Raw genomic sequence first — 20,334 nt, forward strand, 5'->3', positions numbered from 1 at the left:
CCTCACGCCATTTTGCCGGGATTGAGAATCCCCGCCGGATCGAACTTTTCCTTCACGCGCGCCGAAAGCAGCGCCACGGTCTCGGGCTGCGGCTGAAAGGCCGGTGTCATCGCCCGGTGGGCCGGGGTGGCGCGCAGCAAGGTCGCGTGTCCGCCGCCGAGCGCGTGAATGTAGCGCCTGAGCATATCACCCTCCGGCCCGGCTTCCATGCGCATCCAGACAAGCCCGCCCTGCCAATCGTAATAGGCATCGACGCCCTCCTCCAGGCGAAGGGCCGCGACAAGCTGGTGGCCCGTACCGGGCGCGACAGATACGCGCCAGACGGGTCGCGAGGTGGCATCCGCGTAAGGCTTCACGTCGCGGATCTCGCGCCAGAGCCTGCGGCTGTCCTCCTCTTGGAGACGTTTCACGGACCCGAGCCGGTTCATCGCGGCAGCGAGCTTCTCACCTCGGGCCGAGACGGAGCCGGGAAGGCCCTCGATCCGCAACACCGTCGCCTCTCCCTGCGGCAGCTTGCCGTCCAGGAAGGACCAGGCGACCGTCAGGGGCAAATGGGCAGCCCCCGATATTTCGAGCGACAGCGCCATGGCCGCAGCCATGGCATTGGCGGCTTCCGCATCGTTGAGGCCGGATACGACGATCGTCTCCTGCGTTTTCGGTCGCGGCGGCACGCGGAACGTCACTTCGCTCAAAAGTCCGAGCGTTCCGTGCGAACCGGCCATCAGCTTGGCGAGGTCGAGGCCGGTGACGTTCTTCATCACCCGCCCGCCGGCCTTGACGATCTCCCCCTTGCCATTGACGAAGCGGACGCCGAGCAGGCTGTCGCGCGCCGCACCGCTGACGAACCGGCGCGGACCCGAGATATTGGCGGCGAAAATGCCGCCGATCGTCGGCTCGCCCTGCGTCTCCATCAGCGGCCGATGATCCATGGGCTCGAAGGCCATCATCTGGCCGCCGTCGGCAAGAGCCGCCTCGATCTCGGCGACCGGCGTGCCGGCGCGGGCGGTCATGACCATCTCGCCCGGATTGTAGGCGACGATACCGGCAAGATCGCGCGAGGACAGAACCGATTCGGATGCGACCGCGTTACCGAAGCCGGATCGCGTGTTGCCGCCGACAACAGCAAGGGCCGCTCCGCGCGCCGCGTGATCGCTGATGATAGAGGCTGCTTCCGCCTCGGTCCTCGGATGAAACTCGGTCATGCGGGGTTGCGCCCGTCGAGCGGGAAGACCTTGGAAGGATTGAGTATCCAGCCCGGATCGAAAGCGGCGCGGACCGACATCATCTGTGCTAGATCGACATCGGCATATTGATGGCGCATCAGGTCGCGCTTCTCGATGCCGACGCCATGCTCGCCGGTGAGACAGCCGCCGGCATCGACGCAGAGCCGCAAAATGTCGTTGCCGGCCGCCTCCGCCTTGGCGGCATCCTCAGGGTCATTGGCGTTGAAGAGGATCAGCGGATGCATGTTGCCATCGCCGGCATGGAAGACATTGGCGACGCGCAGACCGTAGCCGTCGATGATCTCGGCCGTCTTCTTCAGCACATAGGAAAGCTGGCTGAGTGGCACCGTGCCGTCCATGCAGATGTAATCGGCGATGCGGCCGGTGGCGCCGAAGGCGGATTTCCGACCCTTCCAGATCAGGGCAGCCTCCGTCGCCGACTGGCATTCGCGCACCGTCTTGACCTTGTGAGTACGGGCGATTGCGACGATGCTGCCGAGCATATCGTCCATTTCCGCCTCAGACCCCTCGACCTCGACGATCAGCAAAGCCTCGACATCAAGCGGATAGCCGGCCTTGGCAAAGGCCTCGCAGATCTCGATCGCCGGCTTGTCCATGAATTCGATGGCGACGGGCACGATGCCGGCGGCGATGACATCGGCGACGCAAGCGCCCGCCTCCTCGGAACTGTCGAAACCGAAGAGCACCGGCCGGGCGCCCTCCGGCTTGGCGATGAGCCGCACCGTCGCCTCGGTGACAATGCCGAGCTGGCCTTCCGAGCCGCAGACGAGGCCGAGCAGATCGTAGCCCGCAGCATCCAGCGCCTTGCCGCCGAGATCGATGATGGCGCCGTCGGTCAGCACCAGCTTGACGCCAAGCAGATTGTTCGTCGTGACCCCGTATTTCAGACAGTGTGCGCCGCCGGAATTCATGCCGATATTGCCGCCGATGGTGCAGGCGAGCTGCGAGCTCGGGTCCGGCGCATAGAAGAAACCGTCGGCCGAGACGCTTTCGGATATATGCAGGTTCGTCACCCCCGCCTGCACGGTCGCGGTGCGGTTGGCATAGTCGACGTCGAGGATGCGGTTCATCTTGGAAAGGCCGAGAACGACGGCATCTTCCTGCGGGATCGCGCCGCCGGACAGCGAGGTGCCGGCGCCGCGCGGCACGACAGGAATGCCGTAGCGGTGGCAATATTTCATGACGGCCGCGACTTCCGCCGTCGAGCGCGGCAGGGCGACAGCCAGCGGCAGGCGGCGATAGGATACGAAGGCATCGGTTTCGAAGGGCACGAGCTCGCGCGGCTCGTGGATCAGACATTCCGGCGGCAAAAGATCGGTCAGATCGGCAACGATCGCGCCGCGGCGGGCCAGAACATCCGCACGCGGCTCCAGAAATGAAATGGCCTCGGCCATGCCGTCCTCCTCCTGCATCCGTTTGCGGACGCAGCCCCTTTTAGCTCATTACAGGCTTAGCGCTTTCCCAACTTTGGAGCAAATGATAAGCATTTATTCCAAAACAGGAAATAATTGTGCATGACCAATTTAGGGGATCTTGAAATCTTCGCCAGCGTCGTTGCGACCGGCAGCATGTCCTTGACCGGCCGAGCGCTCGGCTTTTCGCCCGCCGTCATTTCCAAACGCATCAAGCGCCTCGAAGACAAGCTCGGCACCCGGCTTTTGCAGCGCACCACGCGGCAGATTTCGCTGACGGAGGCAGGCCAGGGCTTCTACGACCGCGTGCTTGCCATCCTCGCCGGGTTGGAAGAGGCGGAAGCCTATATTGCCGGGCGCTCTTCCCAGATGCACGGCACGCTGAAGATCTCCGCCCCGACATCCTTCGGCCGTCTGCACATCGCGCCGCATCTGAAATCCTTCATGCAGGCACACCCCGAACTGGCGCTCAATCTGGTGCTGAGCGACGAATTCGTGGATATCGTCGGCGGCGGCTTCGATCTTGCCATCCGCATCGCCGAACTCACCGATTCGAGCCTCGTCGCCCGCAGGCTTGCGCCGGTGCGCCGGGTGCTCTGCGCTTCGCCTGCCTATATCGGCGCGCACGGCATGCCTGATGATATCGATGATCTGCGCCGGCATATCTGCCTGCCGGCGCACAATCTCGACCCGTGGCGGCTGGAGGGGCCGAAGGGCAGCCTGATCTTCCGGCCGGAGGGCAGGCTCATCACCAATTCCAGCGAGGTCGTGCGCGAAGCCGTCATCGCCGGCCTCGGTATCGCGCTGCGCTCTACCTGGGATATCGGTCCGGAACTGCACGACGGCCGCCTCGTGCAGGTCCTGCCGGCCTATGAAGGCTCGCACAATGTCACGCTCTCGGCCGTCTATCCCAGCCGGCAGTTCCTGCCCGCAAAAGTGCGCGTCTTCATCGATTTTCTGGCGGAACTTTACGGCCCTGTTCCCTATTGGGAGCGATGAGAGCCCTTTCGAGGTTCGAGGAGACCATCATGTCCGCGCCTGAAACCATCCGTTCGGATCTTGACCCGAATTCGAAGATGCGCTTCACCGTGACGCTCGGCGACATCACGCAGCTCAGGGTCGATGCCATCGTCAACGCCGCCAACAGCAGCCTGCTCGGAGGCGGTGGCGTTGATGGCGCGATCCATCGCGCCGCCGGGCCGGACCTTGTCGCGGAATGCTGGACGTTGAACGGCTGCAAGACCGGGCAGGCAAAGATGACAGGCGGATATCGCCTGCTGGCAAGGCATGTGATCCATACGGTCGGCCCCGTCTGGAACGGCGGCGACCATGGCGAAGAAGAGCTGCTCGCCGGCTGCTATCGCAACAGCCTCGGTCTTGCGCGGCGGCACGGTATGAAGACCATTGCCTTTCCCGCGATCTCCACTGGCATCTACCGCTTTCCCGCCGAGCCGGCTGCAGGGATCGCGATCCGCACTACCCTTGCCGAAAGCAGGGATGCTGCCTTCGAGGAGATCATCTTCTGCTGCTTTGGCGACGAGATGGCGGCGCTCTACGATCGATTGCTGCCGCAGGCTCTGGCCAAAACCTGACGCTTAGCGCGCCAGATCAAGATAGGCGGAGGCGACCAAGGCATCGATATCAGAGGGAACCGGGATGACGCAGGCTTCCTTCCCAAGGCCACCCTTGGCGACCCGTTCCAGGCATCGGGCCTGCAGCGCAAAGCCGAGATCCATGGATTCGACGGTATTCCCCAGCGGACGCGGGCCGGCCAGATTGGCCATATGGCCACTGCCCAGAATGTGAAAAGCGCGGCCATCGCGCATGTGGACAGTCTCGATCTGCTCAGCCTCGTAGCGGTCGACACCGATAACATCGGGGCTGCTGCGGAATGCTTCGACATCGATCTCATACGGGAAGTGGCCGCCATTCATCAGGATCGCACCGTCCTTGATTAAAGGCAGATCGGCGACGGTGACGATATCCGCATAGCCTGTCACGGTGACCAGCACATCGGCGGAACGGATCGCCGCTTCACGCAGCGGCGTCGAGAAGCCGTCGAGATGCGCTTCAAGCGTCGTGACCGGATCGATATCGACGACGCTGACGGCGGAAAACGCATTGCGAAAGCACGCCGCCGTGCCCTTGCCGCAGGCGCCGTAGCCGAAGACGGTGACGCGCTTGCCATTGGTGGAGCGATTGGTGAAGCGCAGATAGCTTTCGAACATGCTCTGTCCGACGGCATGCCGGTTTTCGGCGAATTGCTTGATCGGGCTGTCGTTGATGACGAGGATCGGCATGTTGAGCCTGTCGCGCATAGAGATCAGCCGGGTGCGGCCGGATGTGGTTTCCTCGGTGCCCCCAAGCAGGTTGGCATAGGGCTTGTCGGCTGCGCGGGCGAAGAGATCGCCGCCATTGTCGAGCAGCAGGTCCGGTCTTTCCGCCAGGATCGCGTCGAGGCTGGCACCATGCTCCTCGGCATCGCGGGTCTGCGTCGCAAAGACCTTGATGCCCTGGGCGCGCAGATAGTCGACGGTTTCCGGCTGGGTGCTGTTGAGATTGCCGGTACAGACGAGACCCGCGCCGCCGGCACGCAGCGTCATCAGCAGCGCGACCGTCTTCGGCTCCAGATGTATGCCAGTGCCGATGGTCAGACCGGCAAAGGGTCGGGTGTCGCGGAATTCCGCCACCGTGGCAGCGAGCAGGCGGCAGCTGCGCGCCACCCAGTCGATACGGGAAAGAGAAGAAGACTGATCCATGATGCGCTCCTGCCGGCTTGTTCGGTCTAGCGATCTCGCATGGTGGCAAAGGGCGTGTCGATGGACATTGCAATGCGTTGCATGGCAGAAAATCTGCCATGTGCATCCACCGGGCGGATGCTTCGCTAAACCTGTTCGGCGCCTGCTCCACTCAGCCAATCCGCCAGCCGGACGAGAGCCGGGTCCTTGACATCGCTGCTGCGAATACTGAGGCTGTAGCCCGCCGGTCTTCGGATGAAGCCAAAGGGCGCGACCAGTTCGCCGCGATCGATATCCTCGCCGATGGCGGTGCGCGGCGCGATGGCAACCCCGAGGCCAGAGCGAGCGGCACCGATCGCCAGCAGCAGATCCTCGAATTCGCGATTGCCGGCAAAGTGGATAGGCGCGTGACCGCTTTCGGCAAACCAATCCTCCCACAGGCTCGGGGCGGAACGACTTGCGAGAGCGACGGCCCCGGCGAGCGCCGAAACGCCGGCGGCAAGCCCAAGGCGATCGGCAGCATGAGCCGTCGCGACCGGGCCGAATTCATCCTCCATGAAGCGAATGGCGGTGATATCGCGCATCGGCCTGTATTCACCGCCCATGATGACGGCTTCCAGGTCGGCGCGCTTGGCAAGCGGCTCCACCATCGCCATCGGCACGATGTCTATATCGATATCCTGAAGCGCTGCCTGCAACGCGGCGGCGCGCGGCATCAGCCACCAAACGGCGAAGGCCGAAGGCACCCCGAGCCGGATCGACCGCCGGCCTCCGATCGAAAGCTCTGCCGACGCCCGCGTCAGGATGCCGAAGGCGACGCCGACGGAATCGGCAAACGCCCTGCCCTTTGCCGTCAACACCAGCCTGCCATTCTCCCGATCGAACAAGGACACGCCGAAATGGGCTTCCAATTGGTTCAGCTGCTGCCGGACGGCGCCACGCACGACGCCGAGCTCGTCGGCCGCCTTGAGGATGCTGCCGCGCCGCGCCACGGCGTCGAAGGCGCGAAGCGCGTTCAAAGGCGGCAGGCGTCGAGGCGGGATGCGTCCGGACATGGTAGGGTCTTTTCTTTCTTTCCAGAATGAAAACGGCCACGCACAAGCAATTGCGCCATCTGCGGCACGAAAATGCTGTTGAATGTCGCTTTCAGCGCAATCACTGGCGAATATCAGAAGACAAATCTTCGCATTTTTATCTAAGCAGCACTCAATAAATTTGTGGGGAAATACCATATAGCGCTCTATGGAGCGCAAAATTTTTCCACACGATGATAATATAGAATCGATCCTTCACTCCAACTCCCAAAAGGTGAACCGACAATTGGCCTTTCTGACCCGCATAGCAAATGATGTGCAACTCATGTTTCGGCGTCCGCCGCGACAGCAATATGCTGCGCTCTGTTATCGGGTGAAGAAGAAGACGGGTGACCTCGAGGTGCTGCTGCTGACCAGCCGCGACACCGGCCGCTGGGTCATTCCGAAGGGGTGGCCGATGCCGGGCAAGCTCTCCCATGAGGTTGCGGCACGCGAAGCCTATGAAGAAGCCGGCGTACGTGGCACGGTGGAGACGGAGCCGCTCGGCTCGTTCGGCTACGACAAGGTGCTGAAGGACGGCATTGAGGTGCCGTGCCGCGTGCAGGTCTACGCTCTCGAAGTCAACGAGCTCGCAAAGCATTTCAAGGAAAAGGGCGAACGCTCGCTGGAGTGGGTCTCCTGCGAGGTGGCGGCCGAGCGCGTGCGCGAGCCGGAGCTGCGTGATCTCATTCTCGCCTTCGCGCAACGGATGGCGGCCGCTCCCGCGGCAGCGCAGGCGAAGTAAGCCACATTACTCACAAAAAACTGTGCCAGTATGCGTGGTGGATGTTGCGTGCCCTATCGGGCGGCGCAATAGGTGAGTTTTGATTCAGAGAATTGCATGCCCGACCAACCGGCCACACCAGTAAAAAGGACGCTCGACAAGGACCTCGACAAATTCACCTATGTCGAGGACGCGACCCATCACGTCGCGAGGCGTCTGGTGGCGCCGGGCATCGGCCTGATCTTCCTCGGCCTCGCCATGGTCTTTGCCGGCATCTACGTGCTCGACCAGCCGCGCGCGACGCTGATTTTCGCTGCCGTTGCCCTGGCCGGCTATATGGCCCTGAACATCGGCGCCAAGGACGTTGCCAATAATGTCGGCGCGGCGGTCGGCGCGCGCGCGATCACCATGACGCAGGCGCTCATCATGGCGGCGATCTTCGAGATCCTCGGCGCGACGATCGCCGGCGGCCCGGTCATCAATACGATCTCGACGCATATCGTCGATACCAACCGCATCATCAGCATCGGCAAGCTCGCCTGGCTGATGATGGCGGCGCTGCTTGCCGCGGCACTCTGGATCAATTTCGCCACCTGGCTGAAAGCCCCCGTTTCGACCACCCATACGATCGTGGGTGCCGTCGTCGGCGCGGGCGCTGCCGCCGTGGGTCCGGAACTCGTGAACTGGAACGTGCTGGCCGCCATTTCCGCGGGCTGGGTGATCACGCCGTTTCTCGGCGGTGCCATCGCCGCCGGCATCCTGTTCTTCATCGAGACATGCATCATCTATCGCGATGACAAGATCGCCGCCGCCAGATACTGGATTCCCATCCTGATCGGGCTGATGGCCGGCGCTTTCTCGGGCTATCTGGTCGTCCAGCTCGAACCCAAGGATACCATCCCCAATCTCCTAAACCTGGCGATCGGCATCGGCGTCGGCATCATCGCCTGGCTTGGCGCGCGGCCGATGGTGGCGGCGCAATCGGTCGGGCTCGAAAACAAGAACAGCTCGCTGCGCAAGCTCTTTCGCCTGCCCCTGATCTGTTCGGCGGCACTCATGTCCTTCGCGCATGGCGCCAACGACGTCGCCAACGCCATCGGACCACTGGCCGCGATCGTGCGCGATATCGGGATTGGCGGCTCGCTCAACGTGCTGGCCGAAACGACAACGCAGAAGGCGCCTTTCTGGGTCGTCATGATCGGCGGTTGCGGCATTTCCGTAGGCGTTCTGCTTTACGGGCCGCGGCTCATTCGCCTTCTTGGCGAACAGATCACCAAGCTCAATCCGATGCGGGCCTATTGCGTCGCCGTGTCGGCGGCACTTACCGTCATCATCGCCGCCTGGTTCGGCTTTCCGGTGAGCTCGACCCATATCGCCGTCGGCGCGGTCTTCGGGGTCGGCTTCTTCCGCGAATGGTCTACCGCGCGCTCGAAACGGCGTTTCGCCTATATGCGCAAGAGAGCCGAAGCCGCGGGCATTCCCTGGCACGAGCCGGAAACCACGGATGAGCGCAATCCCGACGAAGTCCATCGCCGGCGTCTGGTGCGCCGCTCCCATTTCATGACCATCATCGGCGCCTGGGCGATCACCGTACCGGTCGCGGCCCTGCTTGCCGCCGCCGTATATTGGGTTATGGTCGCGCTCTTCATTTAGAGCGGTTCGGCTTCTCGCCGGATCTTCGAGCCGCTCCATCTCATTGTTCTAAGCAATTCCGGGGGTAATCCATGCGCGCCAATTTCCGCATGCAGCGGCTGTTCGTGACGTCGGCCATCAAGGCAGGCATCACCATCGAGGCCGATCAGGACCAGTTCAACTACCTCGCCAATGTCCTGCGCATGGAGGACGGCGCCGAACTGCTTGTCTTCAACGGCCGCGACGGCGAATGGAAAGCTAGCGTCTCCTTCCCTTCCCGCAAGCGCATTCTGCTGACACCGATCGAGGAAACGCGGCCCCAGCCGACCCCGTCCGATCTGCATTACCTTTTCGCACCCTTAAAGGTCGGGCGGCTCGACTATCTCGTGCAGAAGGCCGTCGAAATGGGCGCCGGCGTCCTTCAGCCGGTCATGACGCAGCATGTGCAGGGCAAGATCACCAATCTGGACAAGCTCAAGGCCAACGCCATCGAGGCTGCCGAGCAATGCGGCATCCTCGGCATTCCCGACGTCGCCGAACCGGTGAGGCTTGCCGACCTGTTGGCGAACTGGCCGCGCGAGCGGCGCATCATCTATTGCGACGAAGGAGACGCCGGTCAGAATCCCCTGCCGCTGCTGGCAAAGGTCAAAGAGAAGCATCTGGCGCTGCTGGTCGGCCCCGAAGGCGGTTTTTCCGAGGAGGAACGCGCCCTCTTGCGCAGCCTCGATTTCGTCACCGCCATTCCGCTCGGGCCGCGCATCCTGCGCGCCGACACGGCCGCCGTTGCCGCCATGGCGGTGATCCAGGCCGCGATCGGCGACTGGAACTGAGGCCGTGTTGACAAAATGGGCTCACAATTTGGTCCAACCCGCTTCGAGGCTGCTTTCAGGAGGCATTCTTGAAGCGAGGCGATTTGAGCGACGCGGAAGGGCATGTTACATGTCCTAGGCATCGGCTGAGTGTTTACCCAAACAATTCATCAGCCATCGTCCCGCAGGGCCGGGGGGCGTGTCGCGTCTGTGCAAGGTGTAAGCAGTAATCAAATCATCGTCTGACCACGCGGCAGGGTCCACGTCCAATTCGACGAGCTTTCCAGACGCAATATCAGCGCCCACCATCCAAGCCGGCATTCCACCCCAGCCAAGCCCTGCCAGCAGAAAAGCGTGCTTGGCGCCGAGATCGGCAAGCAGCCAATGCTTTTGCCCGACAACGCCAAACTGCTTTCCCACCGTCAAATCTGATCGATCGGTGAGGACCAGCTGTACATGTTGAGAAAGTTGTTCGCGGCGGACTGGCGATTCCAAAGTCGCGAGCGGGTGCGATGCCGCAGCCACCATGATCAGCTTGAAGCTGTGAAGGCGTTCCAGCTGTAACTCATCGGAAAATAACGGCGCAACACCCGACACGGCAAACGAATAACGCCTCTCGAGTACCGGTTGAATAACTCCCCCAAGGCTCTCGACATAAACCCGAAGCTTCGTGTCTGGAAACATTGTCTGGAAGTCCGTTACAGCCGATGTCAGAATATGCGTCGGAAATGTCGCGTCTACGGCGATCGCAAGTTCCGGCTCGATGCCGCGAGCAAGATCCTGCGCGCGGGCCTTGAATTGACCGGCTTGTTGCAACACGGCGCGGGCCTCGCCGGCGAGCGTGTTCCCTGCTTCCGTCGGCACGGGGTAGCGACCCACACGTTCAAACAGCGTGACTTGAAGCTGCATTTCGAGGCCGGCTATCGTCTGGCTTACGACAGATTGTGCTCGTCCCAGCTTTCGACCAGCGGCGGAAAAGCTGCCTTCGTCTACTGCCGCGACGAATGTGCGCAACTGGTCAAGGGTAACCGGATCGATCATTTATCGCTTCCAACGATGGTTCTTCACCAAAATGCGGCCTCGTCGGATGTGACTGTCGTCGCAGCCGACGGATAAGCCCTCTTCAATATATTGCAATAACCGATACATTATATCGCCTTATATAGGCTACGTAGATGGAAAAATCTCTCCTATCTTCAGGCCTTCGTGATCAATCGGAGAGATAAATGTCCTATTCTGCACTATCGCCGCGGGAAGTGGCCGAGCTGTATCTTAAGCGGGTCGGCGCCTTCTGGGGCGCGGATGACAAACCCGCGAAAAGCGAGGCAATCGCAGACTTGTTTGCAACTGAGGTAAATTGGTACATTGCCGGAGATCCCGCTTTGGTACCGTGGGTGGGCAAGCGACAGACCCGTGACTCGATCAGAGCCTTTTTTGACGAGCTCGGCCAGAACGTCGAGCCGCGCCATTTCGAGGTAAAGCGAATTTTGTCCGATGACACGATGGCCGTCATCGTAGGGGATTTGGCTTCAATCCTTCGCCCGACCGGCAAACTCGTTCCCTCGCCTTTCGTAATAGAGCTCACCGTCGATCAGGGTCAGATCACCCATTATCGATTGCATGAGGACAGCTACGCGATAGCGCTTGGCATGAGCGCGACTTAAAGCGCACGCAGGCTTTTTGTAACGGACTGGGAGCGAAGTGACTCATCGCTTCCAGGCTGCCTCCATCACGACAAATGCGATTTTCAAGCCAGGGCATTTCCGCCGCTCCGCCCAAACCGGAAATGCTCCGACCTTCACTCCATAACAGCGACAATGGTTGCAACGATCAGCAGGATCGCCAGCGAGATGTTGACGATCCGCGAGATCTTTGGATTTTGAAGAAAGCGCGAGAGCGAAGCACCGACAAGAAGCCATAGAATATGGATGGCGATAATCATCGCCGTCAGCAACGCGATCTTGACGGCGGCGTCGAGCAGCCGCTGATCCTGAAACAGGCTGACGCCGGCAAAGACGGCGGCAATCGCGAGATAGGCCTTGGGATTGGCGACGGCGAGCAGGAAGCCGCCGGAAAAGGCCGGGGCAGCGACCTGATCGTCGCGGCGCGACAGCGGCGGCGCGGTGGCGATCTTGAAGGCGAGATAAAGGATATAGACAGCGGAAACCACCGTCAGCACCAAGGCGCCATGCGGGACGGAGAGCAGGATCGCAACAACACCGGCCGCCACGGCCAGCAAGACCGCCACGGTGCCCGCAATGAGGCCGAAGACATAACGGAGCGACCGCCGGAAGCCATAGGCAGCCCCCATCGCCGTCGCGCTGATCGTCGAAGGACCTGGGCTTCCCATGATGACCAGCGCGGCCAGAAGCAACGTCAGCATGGGATAGTAAAGGCCATTTGGATCGTTCATCGAGATGCTCCGCTTGATGTCAGCGGAAGCAAAACTATCGGCGTGAATAGCTGGATGTCTTGAACGCTTGTGCAAATATGCCGATGGCTGGCACCACCGCGATGCACTTGCGAGACATAAAATCCTATTTTTTTGAACGACCCTTGAAAGAAATTCACTTGCACCGTACCTCAATCCGCGTCAATCACCCTTCCTATTGGCCTGCGGCTGGCGCGGGTTCTCCTTCCGAGATCTAAGGTAATACCATGGCGCGCGATACCACCGACCAGACTCCGCTCTCCTCGGTCTCGGAAATGACGGCCTATCTGGCCGCCGGCAACAAGCCGAAGGAGAAATTCCGCATCGGCACCGAGCACGAAAAATTCGTGTTCTTCCGCGCCGACAACAGCCCCGTGCCCTATTTCGGCGAAGCCAGCATTTCCGCGCTCCTGAAGGGGCTGCAGAAGAAGAGCGGCTGGGACCCGATCATGGATGGCGACAACATCATCGGGCTCGGCGAACCGACAGGCATGGGCGCGATCTCGATCGAGCCGGGCGGCCAGTTCGAACTCTCCGGCGCGCCGCTCGAAACCATCCACGAGACCTGCAAGGAATCGAACAACCATCTGGCGACAGTGCGCGAGATTGCCGAGCCGATGGGCATCCGCTTCCTCGGCGTCGGCGGCAGCCCGAAATGGACGCTTGCCGAAACGCCGCGCATGCCGAAATCCCGCTACGACATCATGACCCGCTACATGCCGAAGGTCGGCACCAAGGGTCTCGACATGATGTATCGCACCTGCACGATCCAGGTGAACCTCGACTTCTCCTCGGAAGACGACATGCGCCGCAAGATGCGCGTATCGATGAAGCTGCAGTCGCTGGCAACGGCGCTTTTCGCCTCCTCGCCGTTCACCGAGGGCAAGCCGAACGGGCTTTCCTCCTGGCGGGGCGAAATCTGGAAGGACACCGACAACCGCCGCGGCGGCTTGCTCGATTTCACCTTCCGCGACGATTTCGGCTTTGAAGACTATGTGAAGTGGGCGCTCGACGTTCCCATGTATTTCGTCGTTCGCGACGGCCGCTATCACGACTGTACGCATGTCACCTTCCGCCAGTTCATGGACGGCGCGCTGAAAGGCGAAATCGCCGATTGGGAACCGACGATGGGCGACTGGACGAACCATCTTTCCACCCTCTTCCCGGATGTCCGTCTCAAGCGCTTCCTGGAGATGCGCGGCGCAGACGGCGGTCCGTGGCGCCGCATCTGTGCGCTGCCGGCCTTCTGGGTCGGCTTGCTCTATGACGACGAGGCGCTGACGGCGGCCGACGAGGCGACCAGGGACTGGAGCTTCGACGAGGTCAACGCGCTGCGCGACGTCGTGCCGGTGGAGGGCCTGAAAGCCTCGATCAAGGGCCATAGTCTCATGGATGTGGCACGCGAAGTGGTCGGCATCTCCCGCCTCGGCCTGAAGAACCGCGGCCGCTTGAACGGCGACGGGCAGGACGAAACCGTCTTCCTTGCGCCGCTCGACGAAGTGCTTGCCAAGAAGGGCACGCTCGCCGACGATCTGCTGATGCTCTACAACGGTCGCTGGAACCAGTCGGTCGAGCCGATCTTCGAGGAATATCAGTACTGATAGCAGAGCCGCAGGCCTTCATCGCCTTGACGGCATGACGGCAAAAACCGGTATGCGCCCTCTTTTTTCCCGCTATACTATCGGAATCAAGCGCCGCCTGATTCAGAAGCGGCCTCATAGCGGGGAAAGGGACTTCCATGCTGCCACTCTTCGACATGATGATGCAGGCACAGAACGGCGCCGCCACCGAGGCCATGGCCAAGCAGTTCAATCTGGCCCAGGAGCAGGCGACCAAGGCAATGGCGGCACTGATGCCGGCCTTTTCCACCGGCTTCAAACGCAGCGCGACCGACCCTTATAATTTCATGGGCGTGATGCAGGACATCACCTCGGGCAGCTATGCCAAATATTTCGAGGATATGACCAAGGCCTTTACCCCTGAAGGCATCAACGACGGCAATAATGTGTTGGCGCGGCTATTCGGTTCCAAGGACGTCTCGCGCGCGATCGCGGCTCAAGCCGCGCAAATGACCGGCATCGGCCAGGAGATCTACAAGCGAATGCTGCCCGCCATGGCCGATACGTTGATGGGTGGCCTGTTCAAGGAAACCAGCGGCCAGATCCCGCAGATGGCCAATCCCTTCCTCAATACGGATATGGGCACGATGATGCAGAGCTGGCTGCAGAGCATCGGCTTTGCGCCCAAGCAGCAGCCGACCCCGCAGGCAAGCATTTTCGACAATCCCTTCACCCAGGCGATGGAGCTGATGTTCGGCGCCGATGCCGTCAGGCGCGAGAAGCCGGCGCAAGCGAATCCGTTCCTCGACAATCCCTTTGCCAAAGCCTTTCAGGACATGATGCGGAACTTCCCGATGCCGGCCGAACCGCCGAAGGAAGACCCCAAGGCAAAGGCCAACCCAGCCGCCGGCGTCGATATGGCCGCCTACACCGGCATGCTCAACGCCATGTTCGACAGCGGCCTGGAAGTGCAAAAGAACTATCAGAAGAACATGGAAGCGATCTTCGACGGCTATTTGAAGACGCAGGACAAGCCGGCACCCAAACAAGAGTGACGACGGGGGTCGTCACTTTCGATCCCTATCGATTGTTCGCAATTCCGCACAGCCCGTGCGCATTGCGCCCGCTTATCATACATTGAGACTGAGCCTATTTCTGCTTTCATCTTGAAAGGAGACAGCCATGTCCAGTATCGAGCAATCCGGCAGCTTCACCCTTGGAGACCGCAAGGTCAAACGGCTCGGCTACGGCGCCATGCAGCTCGCCGGGCCTGGCGTATTCGGCCCGCCGAAGGACCATGACACTGCGCTCGCTGTTCTGCGCGAAGCGATCGCCTCCGGCGTCAACCATATAGACACCAGCGATTTCTACGGCCCGCATGTGACCAACCAGCTGATCCGGGAAGCGCTCCACCCCTATCGCGACGATCTCGTCATCGTCACCAAGATCGGCGCGCGACGCGGCGCGGATGCATCCTGGCTGCCGGCTTTCTCGGCCGACGAGCTGAAACAGGCCATGCATGACAATCTGCGAAACCTGCAGCTCGACGTGCTCGATGTCGTCAATCTTCGCGTCATGATCAATCCGTTTCACCCGACAGACGGCTCGATCGAGGCGCCGCTGACTGCGCTTGCGGAACTACAGCGGCAGGGTCTCGTGCGCCATGTCGGACTGAGCAACGTCACGCGCAGCCAGATCGCCGAGGGCCGCACGATCACGGATATCGTCTGCGTACAGAACCTCTACAATCTGGCGCAGCGCACGGATGACGCTTTGGTGGACGAATTGGCTCGCAATGGCATCGCCTATGTGCCCTTCTTCCCGCTCGGCGGATTTACGCCTCTGCAATCCTCGGCTCTATCCGATGTCGCTAGCCGTTTGGAAGCCACGCCGATGCAGGTGGCGCTCGCCTGGCTGCTGCACCGCGCGCCGAACATCCTGCTCATTCCAGGCACCTCGTCGCTGGCCCACCTCAAGCAGAATGTCGCGGCCGTCGAGCTAAAGCTGCCGGAAGATGCGATCGCGGAACTCGATCGCATCGCCAGCGCCAACCACGCCTGACGCGATCACTTAGCCATACGAGACGGCTCGGGCAGGCAGCTCGAGCCGTCTTTCGATTCCGATATTATCGAGAAACACTTCGTCGTGGCTGACGACCAGAAGAGCGCCGTCATAGGCCCGCAGCCCGGCTTCGACAGCCGAAATGGAATCGATATCCAGATGGTTGGTGGGCTCGTCGAGAACAAGCAGTGATGGCGGTACCGAGCCACCAAGCACGCAGGCGAGCCCGGCGCGCAGCAGCTGACCGCCGCTCAGGCTGGAGACGATCTGCAGCGCGGCATCGGCCCGAAACATGAAGCGCGCCAGGGCCGCGCGGCAGGCATTTTCGTCCGCCTCCGGGTTGATCCGTCTGAAATTGTCGCGGATCGAAAGCGATGGGTCGAGAAGGCTCACTCGCTGGTCCAGCAGGGCGGAATGGACGACCCGCACTGTCCCGTTCCAGGGTTCCAGCGTGCCGGAAACCAGCGCCAGCAGTGTCGTCTTGCCGGAGCCGTTCGGCCCGGTGATGGCAACGCGCTCCGGCCCGGTGATGACGAAATCGAAATCATGGAAGATCGGCCGCGCGCGATCATAGCCGGCGCTGACACCGTCCATCCGCAGGACGATCCTGTTCGCCGGCAATCCCGATGTCGGCAACTTGACGGTCAGCGGCTGGAGGATCTCGATCTTCCGGCGGGCGGCGGCGGCGTCCTGCATGGCCTGGCCACGACGCCGTTCGGCAAGCCGGGTGTTCTCGGCGCCCGTCATCTCGGCTCGCTCCTTCAAGCCGCCGAGCATGATACGCGGGATACCGCCCTTGGCCGCCATCTTGCGGCCCGCCTTGTCCCGCCTCGCCTGCCGCTCGACGGCTGCCTGCGCGCTTCTCTCCACCTCCGCGACGCGCTTCTCCGCCTCGGCGAAATCATGCTCGGCTGCGGAAAGCTCCAGCGCCTTGCGCTCGCGATACTGGCTCCAGTTGCCGCCATAGCGCGAGGCTCCGAGCGATGTCAGTTCGACGATCGCGTCCATGGTATCGAGAAGCTCACGGTCGTGGCTGATAACGATGGCGCCTGCTTTCCAGCCCGCGAGCAGATCGATCACCGCCGAGCGGCCGTCGCGGTCCAGATTGTTGGTGGGTTCATCGAGGATCAGGAAATCGGGATCGTCGACGATAATAGCTGCAAGGCCACAACGCGTGCGTTGGCCACCCGATAGAGTGACGAGCCGCGTTTCCAGCGTGACGTCGAGCTCGACACGGTCGAGCGCTGCGGCAATGCGCGCCTCGAGCGTCCAATCGGCCGAGGCGAGTTCGTCATTCGTCGCCTCGCCGGCTTCCGCCCGCTTCAGGACGCCAAGGGCTTCGGTTGCGCCGAAGAGATCGGCAACGGTTTCTTCGGCCTGCACCTGCACGCTCTGGCGCAGGATTCCCAATCTGCCGTTGAAGGCGATGCTGCCGGATTGCGGCTGCAACTCACCGGAGACGAGTTTGATCAGCGTCGTCTTGCCGACACCATTGCGGCCGACAAGGCCGGTGCGCTCGGCGCCGAAGCTCAGATCAAGATTGGAAAGAAGCGGCCGGCCGTCAGGCGTGGACCACGAAAGATTGGATAGAGTGATGGATATGGGCATGAGCAAAAATTTCCCCGATGGCAAGGCTAAGCGGCATTGCGGTCGGGTTGATTTTCATTGCTGCACACGTCCTGTTTGAATCACTGATGCTTATAGACTAGGCGACAAGTTTCTTCGTTTCAAGCCTGGTTGGTTCAAGCCTTGGCGTCGATGGCATCCAGGAAGTCGATGACGCGCTTCCAGGTGAGATCGGCCGCCTTGGCATCGTAATCGGGCAGGCTGGCATCGGTATAGAGATGGCCACCCCCGCCCGGATATCGGAAGATCTCTGCCGCGACCCCGGACCTGGAGGCAGCCCGCCGCCAGGCGGTAACGTCTTCCTCCGGTTCGAACGGGTCGGGATCGGCAAGATGCAGCTGCAATGGCAAGCCCTTGCGCGCATTATCGGCGATGGAAGCAAGGCCATGCAGGAACAGGATGCCGGCAGTCTTCTCCCGCTTGGGCCAGAGGCTCGCGGCGACGGCGGCACCCATCGAAAAACCGGCAAGCACGGTCGAGGCAGGCAGACCGGCCAGCGCCCATTCCGCACGCTCGCAAATCGTTGGCCAGCCGACCTCGTCCTTGAATTCGAAGCCTTCTTCGATCGATCGGGCGATCAGCCCCTCATAGAGATCCGGCGCGAAAGCCTTGTGCCCAGCCGCCTGCACCCGCTCGACGGCCTCATGTTCGAGCGAACGCAAACCATAAACGGAGTGGAAGAAGATCACCGTTGCCATCGCCGCATCCCTGCTGTTTCGGTCAGGCTGTAAGATAAGACAGTTGTCGCCGGAGGCAACTTGCCCCCGTGATCTCTGGCGGAAGCAATATCTACAGAAAGAAAAAACCCGGTGTTGGCCCTTGGGCCGAACACCGGGAAAGAGGCAGGGCTTATTGGCTATCACCCTGCGGGGAAACTATCATCCGCCATCAGCCTCTAAGGCTGCTGAAGGCGGAGAGGCGCGTGCGACGACGCGCGGAATGGGTCAGATGGCCGGACGGGTCCTCGAAGAAGGTCGAGGTGGTCAGCGCGTTGCAGAGGTCCTGGCGGCTCAGGCCGATATCGCGCAGCTGGCTGTCGTCCAGTTCATTGAGATAGCGGATTTCCCGGCGATTTCGGATTGCGCGCCAGACGGAGGCCAGATTGGCAAGAGCAAGCATCAGGCGCGCTGTCAGCGACGGCGACGGTGTTGCAAGGCCGAGGTCAAGGGTCCGATCTGTCGTGCGCATTTCCGTATTCCTTTGCTTGGGCACACGCGAGCCAAGCCCCTTCCCGGTAATCCGGAAAAGGGGCGTAGGCCGGGAGGAGTTCGACAAGTGTTTCTGTTCGATTGGTATGCTGAATTGCATTCAGAAGATGCCAAAGCCCTATTGATCAGTCCAACGAATGTTTCTAATGATAACTATCAAACTCCTTTATAGGTGATCCCATGTCCGCGCCGCTTGACCTCGATCAGTTGCAGACCTTCATCGCAATCGTGGATTCCGGCAGCTTCACCAAGGCAGCCGACCGGGTATTCAAGACGCAATCGGCCGTATCGATGCAGATGCGGCGGCTGGAAGAGCGCGTCGGCAAACAGCTTTTCATCAAGGATGGTCGCGGCAACCGCCTGACGGCCGAAGGCGAAAAGCTGTTGAACTACGCCCGCCGCATCATTCGCCTCAACAATGAAGCGATGGCCGCGTTCGACGACAACCGGCTCGAAGGCACGCTGCGCATCGGCACGCCCGATGATTACGCCGACCGCTACATGCCCGAGATCATCGGCCGCTTCGCCAAGACGCATCCGAACGTCGAGCTCTATATCGTCTGCGAACCTTCGGTCGATCTTGCCGAGCGTATGCATCGCGGCGAGCTCGATATCGCGCTGGTCACCCATAATCCGCGCGAGAGAATGTCGGATGTCGTGCGGACGGAACCGCTCTGCTGGGTCGGTTCGGCCAACCATCCGCTGCGCGACGACGCACCCATTCCGCTCGCCGTAGGCCGGCGCGACTGCCCGTGGCGCCAGCTTGCCTGCTCGGCACTCGATGCCGGCGGGCGCGACTACCAGATCCTGTTCACCAGCTGGTCCTGCACGGTGGTTGCATCCGCCGTGCTGGCCGGGATGGCGGTTTCGGTCATGCCGGAATCGGCGCTTCGGACCGGCATGAAGGTGCTGACCCAGGCCGACGGCTTCCCACCGCTGCCACCGGTCCAGATCGGCATCATGAAGCGGGCCGGCCTTTCCGTATCGCTGATGAACGCCATCACCGCTCATATCTCCGCCTGCCTCGACAACATCACGCCGGCTGTCGTCGATGACGATCTCGATGGCGAGGTGAAGACCTATACGCGCCAATATCCGAGGTTGCGCGCCGGGCACATTCTGCCGGGTTGGTGAGCTCGCAGCTCACCAACCGATCAGTTTCGGCCGGCGTTACCGCGCTGGCTCCGCCAGCAGCGTGGCGCGGATCACCTGTTTCCATTCGTGCAGCATGCGCATCGCCATGTCATCGTCACTCATGATGGAAAAGCGGACGGATGCACCGATCAGGTGGCTGAACAGCTGCGTGCGTGCCTTCAGGTCGATGCGGCTTTCGGCCGGCAGGAACGGCCGAATGCTCTCCAGGAAAATTTCGGCGACGCGATTGCTGTGCTGGATATTGAGCTGGAGGATATCCCTGTCGATATCCGTGCCGAGCCAGACGCCGAGATAGGCGGGATCGCTGCGAAACTCGCGGTAGTACCAATCGATCATGCCGCAGACCAACTCGATGGCATGGTCGAGCGATGTCACGTTGGAAAAGGCTTCGCCGACCTTTTGCTGGATGTGGCTGGAATGGCGGTCGAGCAAGGCCCCGACGATCGCGGCCTTGTCGGGAAAATATTGATAGACGGAACCAATCGGGATCGTGGCAACCGCAGCCAGTTCCGTCATCTTCATGGCGCTGACGCCCTTCTCGGCGATCAATGCGGCCGCGACCGACAGGATGGCATCGACACGCTGGATACTTCGCTCCTGCTGTGGCCTTTTTCGGAACGTGACGCGGTCAGGGTTTCTCGACTTCATTCTTTACCCGTTTC

General features: G+C 61.5%; 20 protein-coding genes. 10 read left to right on the forward strand and 10 right to left on the reverse strand.

Annotation, left to right across the window (positions count from 1 at the left end; all coding sequences use genetic code 11):
* Window positions 1-2: 2 nt before the first annotated feature.
* Window positions 3-1,202: an FAD-binding protein gene (locus ACIQWP_RS24875; protein ID WP_402793346.1), complete on the reverse strand. Its 1,200-nt coding sequence runs from the start codon at window positions 1,200-1,202 to the stop codon at window positions 3-5.
* On the reverse strand, window positions 1,199-2,638 hold the full coding sequence (locus tag ACIQWP_RS24880; protein ID WP_402793348.1) for an FAD-linked oxidase C-terminal domain-containing protein: 1,440 nt from the start codon (window positions 2,636-2,638) through the stop codon (window positions 1,199-1,201). The genes ACIQWP_RS24875 and ACIQWP_RS24880 overlap by 4 nt, the downstream gene beginning before the upstream one ends.
* A gap of 120 nt (window positions 2,639-2,758) precedes the next feature.
* Between ACIQWP_RS24880 and ACIQWP_RS24885 the strand changes: the two genes are divergently transcribed.
* Entirely contained in the window at window positions 2,759-3,655 is an 897-nt protein-coding gene (locus ACIQWP_RS24885; RefSeq protein WP_402793351.1) for a LysR family transcriptional regulator, read from the forward strand.
* Window positions 3,656-3,684: 29 nt separating this feature from the next.
* Window positions 3,685-4,248 carry an O-acetyl-ADP-ribose deacetylase gene (locus tag ACIQWP_RS24890; protein WP_402793353.1) on the forward strand — a complete coding sequence of 188 codons (564 nt, stop codon included), beginning with the start codon at window positions 3,685-3,687 and terminating at the stop codon, window positions 4,246-4,248.
* Between the two features lie 3 nt (window positions 4,249-4,251).
* Here the strand turns inward: ACIQWP_RS24890 and ACIQWP_RS24895 are convergent, their stop codons facing one another.
* Together ACIQWP_RS24895 and ACIQWP_RS24900 are read right to left on the reverse strand one after the other, a co-directional pair.
* Window positions 4,252-5,415 carry an adenosylhomocysteinase gene (locus ACIQWP_RS24895; RefSeq protein WP_402793355.1) on the reverse strand — a complete coding sequence of 388 codons (1,164 nt, stop codon included), beginning with the start codon at window positions 5,413-5,415 and terminating at the stop codon, window positions 4,252-4,254.
* A 125-nt stretch (window positions 5,416-5,540) separates the two neighbouring features.
* On the reverse strand, window positions 5,541-6,449 hold the full coding sequence (locus ACIQWP_RS24900) for a LysR substrate-binding domain-containing protein (protein WP_402793357.1): 909 nt from the start codon (window positions 6,447-6,449) through the stop codon (window positions 5,541-5,543).
* A 265-nt stretch (window positions 6,450-6,714) separates the two neighbouring features.
* On the opposite strand from ACIQWP_RS24900, the gene ACIQWP_RS24905 reads away from it, so the two are divergent.
* The 3 genes from ACIQWP_RS24905 to ACIQWP_RS24915 all read left to right on the forward strand — a co-directional run bounded on the left by ACIQWP_RS24905 (window position 6,715) and on the right by ACIQWP_RS24915 (window position 9,653).
* Window positions 6,715-7,212, forward strand: a complete 498-nt coding sequence (locus tag ACIQWP_RS24905) for an NUDIX hydrolase (RefSeq protein ID WP_402793358.1) — start codon at window positions 6,715-6,717, stop codon at window positions 7,210-7,212.
* A 96-nt stretch (window positions 7,213-7,308) separates the two neighbouring features.
* A complete protein-coding gene (locus tag ACIQWP_RS24910) occupies window positions 7,309-8,844 on the forward strand; it encodes an inorganic phosphate transporter (protein WP_402793360.1) in 1,536 nt (511 codons plus the stop codon).
* Window positions 8,845-8,915: 71 nt separating this feature from the next.
* Window positions 8,916-9,653, forward strand: coding sequence for a 16S rRNA (uracil(1498)-N(3))-methyltransferase (locus ACIQWP_RS24915; RefSeq protein ID WP_402793362.1), 738 nt, complete (start codon window positions 8,916-8,918; stop codon window positions 9,651-9,653).
* Between the two features lie 114 nt (window positions 9,654-9,767).
* Here the strand turns inward: ACIQWP_RS24915 and ACIQWP_RS24920 are convergent, their stop codons facing one another.
* On the reverse strand, window positions 9,768-10,673 hold the full coding sequence (locus ACIQWP_RS24920; RefSeq protein WP_402793364.1) for a LysR family transcriptional regulator: 906 nt from the start codon (window positions 10,671-10,673) through the stop codon (window positions 9,768-9,770).
* A 185-nt stretch (window positions 10,674-10,858) separates the two neighbouring features.
* Here ACIQWP_RS24920 and ACIQWP_RS24925 point away from each other — a divergent pair, with 185 nt between their 5' ends.
* Window positions 10,859-11,296 carry a nuclear transport factor 2 family protein gene (locus ACIQWP_RS24925; RefSeq protein ID WP_402793366.1) on the forward strand — a complete coding sequence of 146 codons (438 nt, stop codon included), beginning with the start codon at window positions 10,859-10,861 and terminating at the stop codon, window positions 11,294-11,296.
* Window positions 11,297-11,430: 134 nt separating this feature from the next.
* Here ACIQWP_RS24925 and ACIQWP_RS24930 read toward each other — a convergent pair whose 3' ends face one another.
* Window positions 11,431-12,045 carry a LysE family translocator gene (locus ACIQWP_RS24930; RefSeq protein WP_402793368.1) on the reverse strand — a complete coding sequence of 205 codons (615 nt, stop codon included), beginning with the start codon at window positions 12,043-12,045 and terminating at the stop codon, window positions 11,431-11,433.
* 245 nt (window positions 12,046-12,290) lie between these two features.
* On the opposite strand from ACIQWP_RS24930, the gene ACIQWP_RS24935 reads away from it, so the two are divergent.
* From ACIQWP_RS24935 to ACIQWP_RS24945, 3 genes are all read left to right on the forward strand, one after another.
* Complete coding sequence (locus tag ACIQWP_RS24935) at window positions 12,291-13,664, forward strand: glutamate--cysteine ligase (RefSeq protein ID WP_402793370.1); 1,374 nt, start codon at window positions 12,291-12,293, stop codon at window positions 13,662-13,664.
* A 137-nt stretch (window positions 13,665-13,801) separates the two neighbouring features.
* A complete protein-coding gene (locus ACIQWP_RS24940) occupies window positions 13,802-14,677 on the forward strand; it encodes a DUF937 domain-containing protein (protein ID WP_402793372.1) in 876 nt (291 codons plus the stop codon).
* Between the two features lie 127 nt (window positions 14,678-14,804).
* Complete coding sequence (locus ACIQWP_RS24945; protein WP_402793374.1) at window positions 14,805-15,683, forward strand: aldo/keto reductase family oxidoreductase; 879 nt, start codon at window positions 14,805-14,807, stop codon at window positions 15,681-15,683.
* Window positions 15,684-15,692: 9 nt separating this feature from the next.
* On the opposite strand, the gene ACIQWP_RS24950 is transcribed toward ACIQWP_RS24945, so the two are convergent.
* The 3 genes from ACIQWP_RS24950 to ACIQWP_RS24960 all read right to left on the reverse strand — a co-directional run bounded on the left by ACIQWP_RS24950 (window position 15,693) and on the right by ACIQWP_RS24960 (window position 18,497).
* The gene (locus ACIQWP_RS24950) at window positions 15,693-17,291 is read right to left on the reverse strand and encodes an ABC-F family ATP-binding cassette domain-containing protein (RefSeq protein ID WP_402793376.1); all 1,599 of its coding nucleotides are present in this window, start codon (window positions 17,289-17,291) and stop codon (window positions 15,693-15,695) included.
* 134 nt (window positions 17,292-17,425) lie between these two features.
* On the reverse strand, window positions 17,426-18,007 hold the full coding sequence (locus ACIQWP_RS24955; RefSeq protein ID WP_402793378.1) for a dienelactone hydrolase family protein: 582 nt from the start codon (window positions 18,005-18,007) through the stop codon (window positions 17,426-17,428).
* A gap of 190 nt (window positions 18,008-18,197) precedes the next feature.
* On the reverse strand, window positions 18,198-18,497 hold the full coding sequence (locus tag ACIQWP_RS24960; RefSeq protein ID WP_402793380.1) for a DUF1127 domain-containing protein: 300 nt from the start codon (window positions 18,495-18,497) through the stop codon (window positions 18,198-18,200).
* Between the two features lie 200 nt (window positions 18,498-18,697).
* Here ACIQWP_RS24960 and ACIQWP_RS24965 point away from each other — a divergent pair, with 200 nt between their 5' ends.
* Window positions 18,698-19,651: a LysR substrate-binding domain-containing protein gene (locus tag ACIQWP_RS24965; RefSeq protein WP_402793382.1), complete on the forward strand. Its 954-nt coding sequence runs from the start codon at window positions 18,698-18,700 to the stop codon at window positions 19,649-19,651.
* A gap of 36 nt (window positions 19,652-19,687) precedes the next feature.
* Here the strand turns inward: ACIQWP_RS24965 and ACIQWP_RS24970 are convergent, their stop codons facing one another.
* Complete coding sequence (locus tag ACIQWP_RS24970) at window positions 19,688-20,320, reverse strand: TetR family transcriptional regulator (protein ID WP_402793383.1); 633 nt, start codon at window positions 20,318-20,320, stop codon at window positions 19,688-19,690.
* Window positions 20,321-20,334: the final 14 nt, after the last annotated feature.

The sequence above is a fragment of the Rhizobium sp. NPDC090279 genome (genome assembly GCF_044769665.1).
GTDB lineage: Bacteria > Pseudomonadota > Alphaproteobacteria > Rhizobiales > Rhizobiaceae > Rhizobium.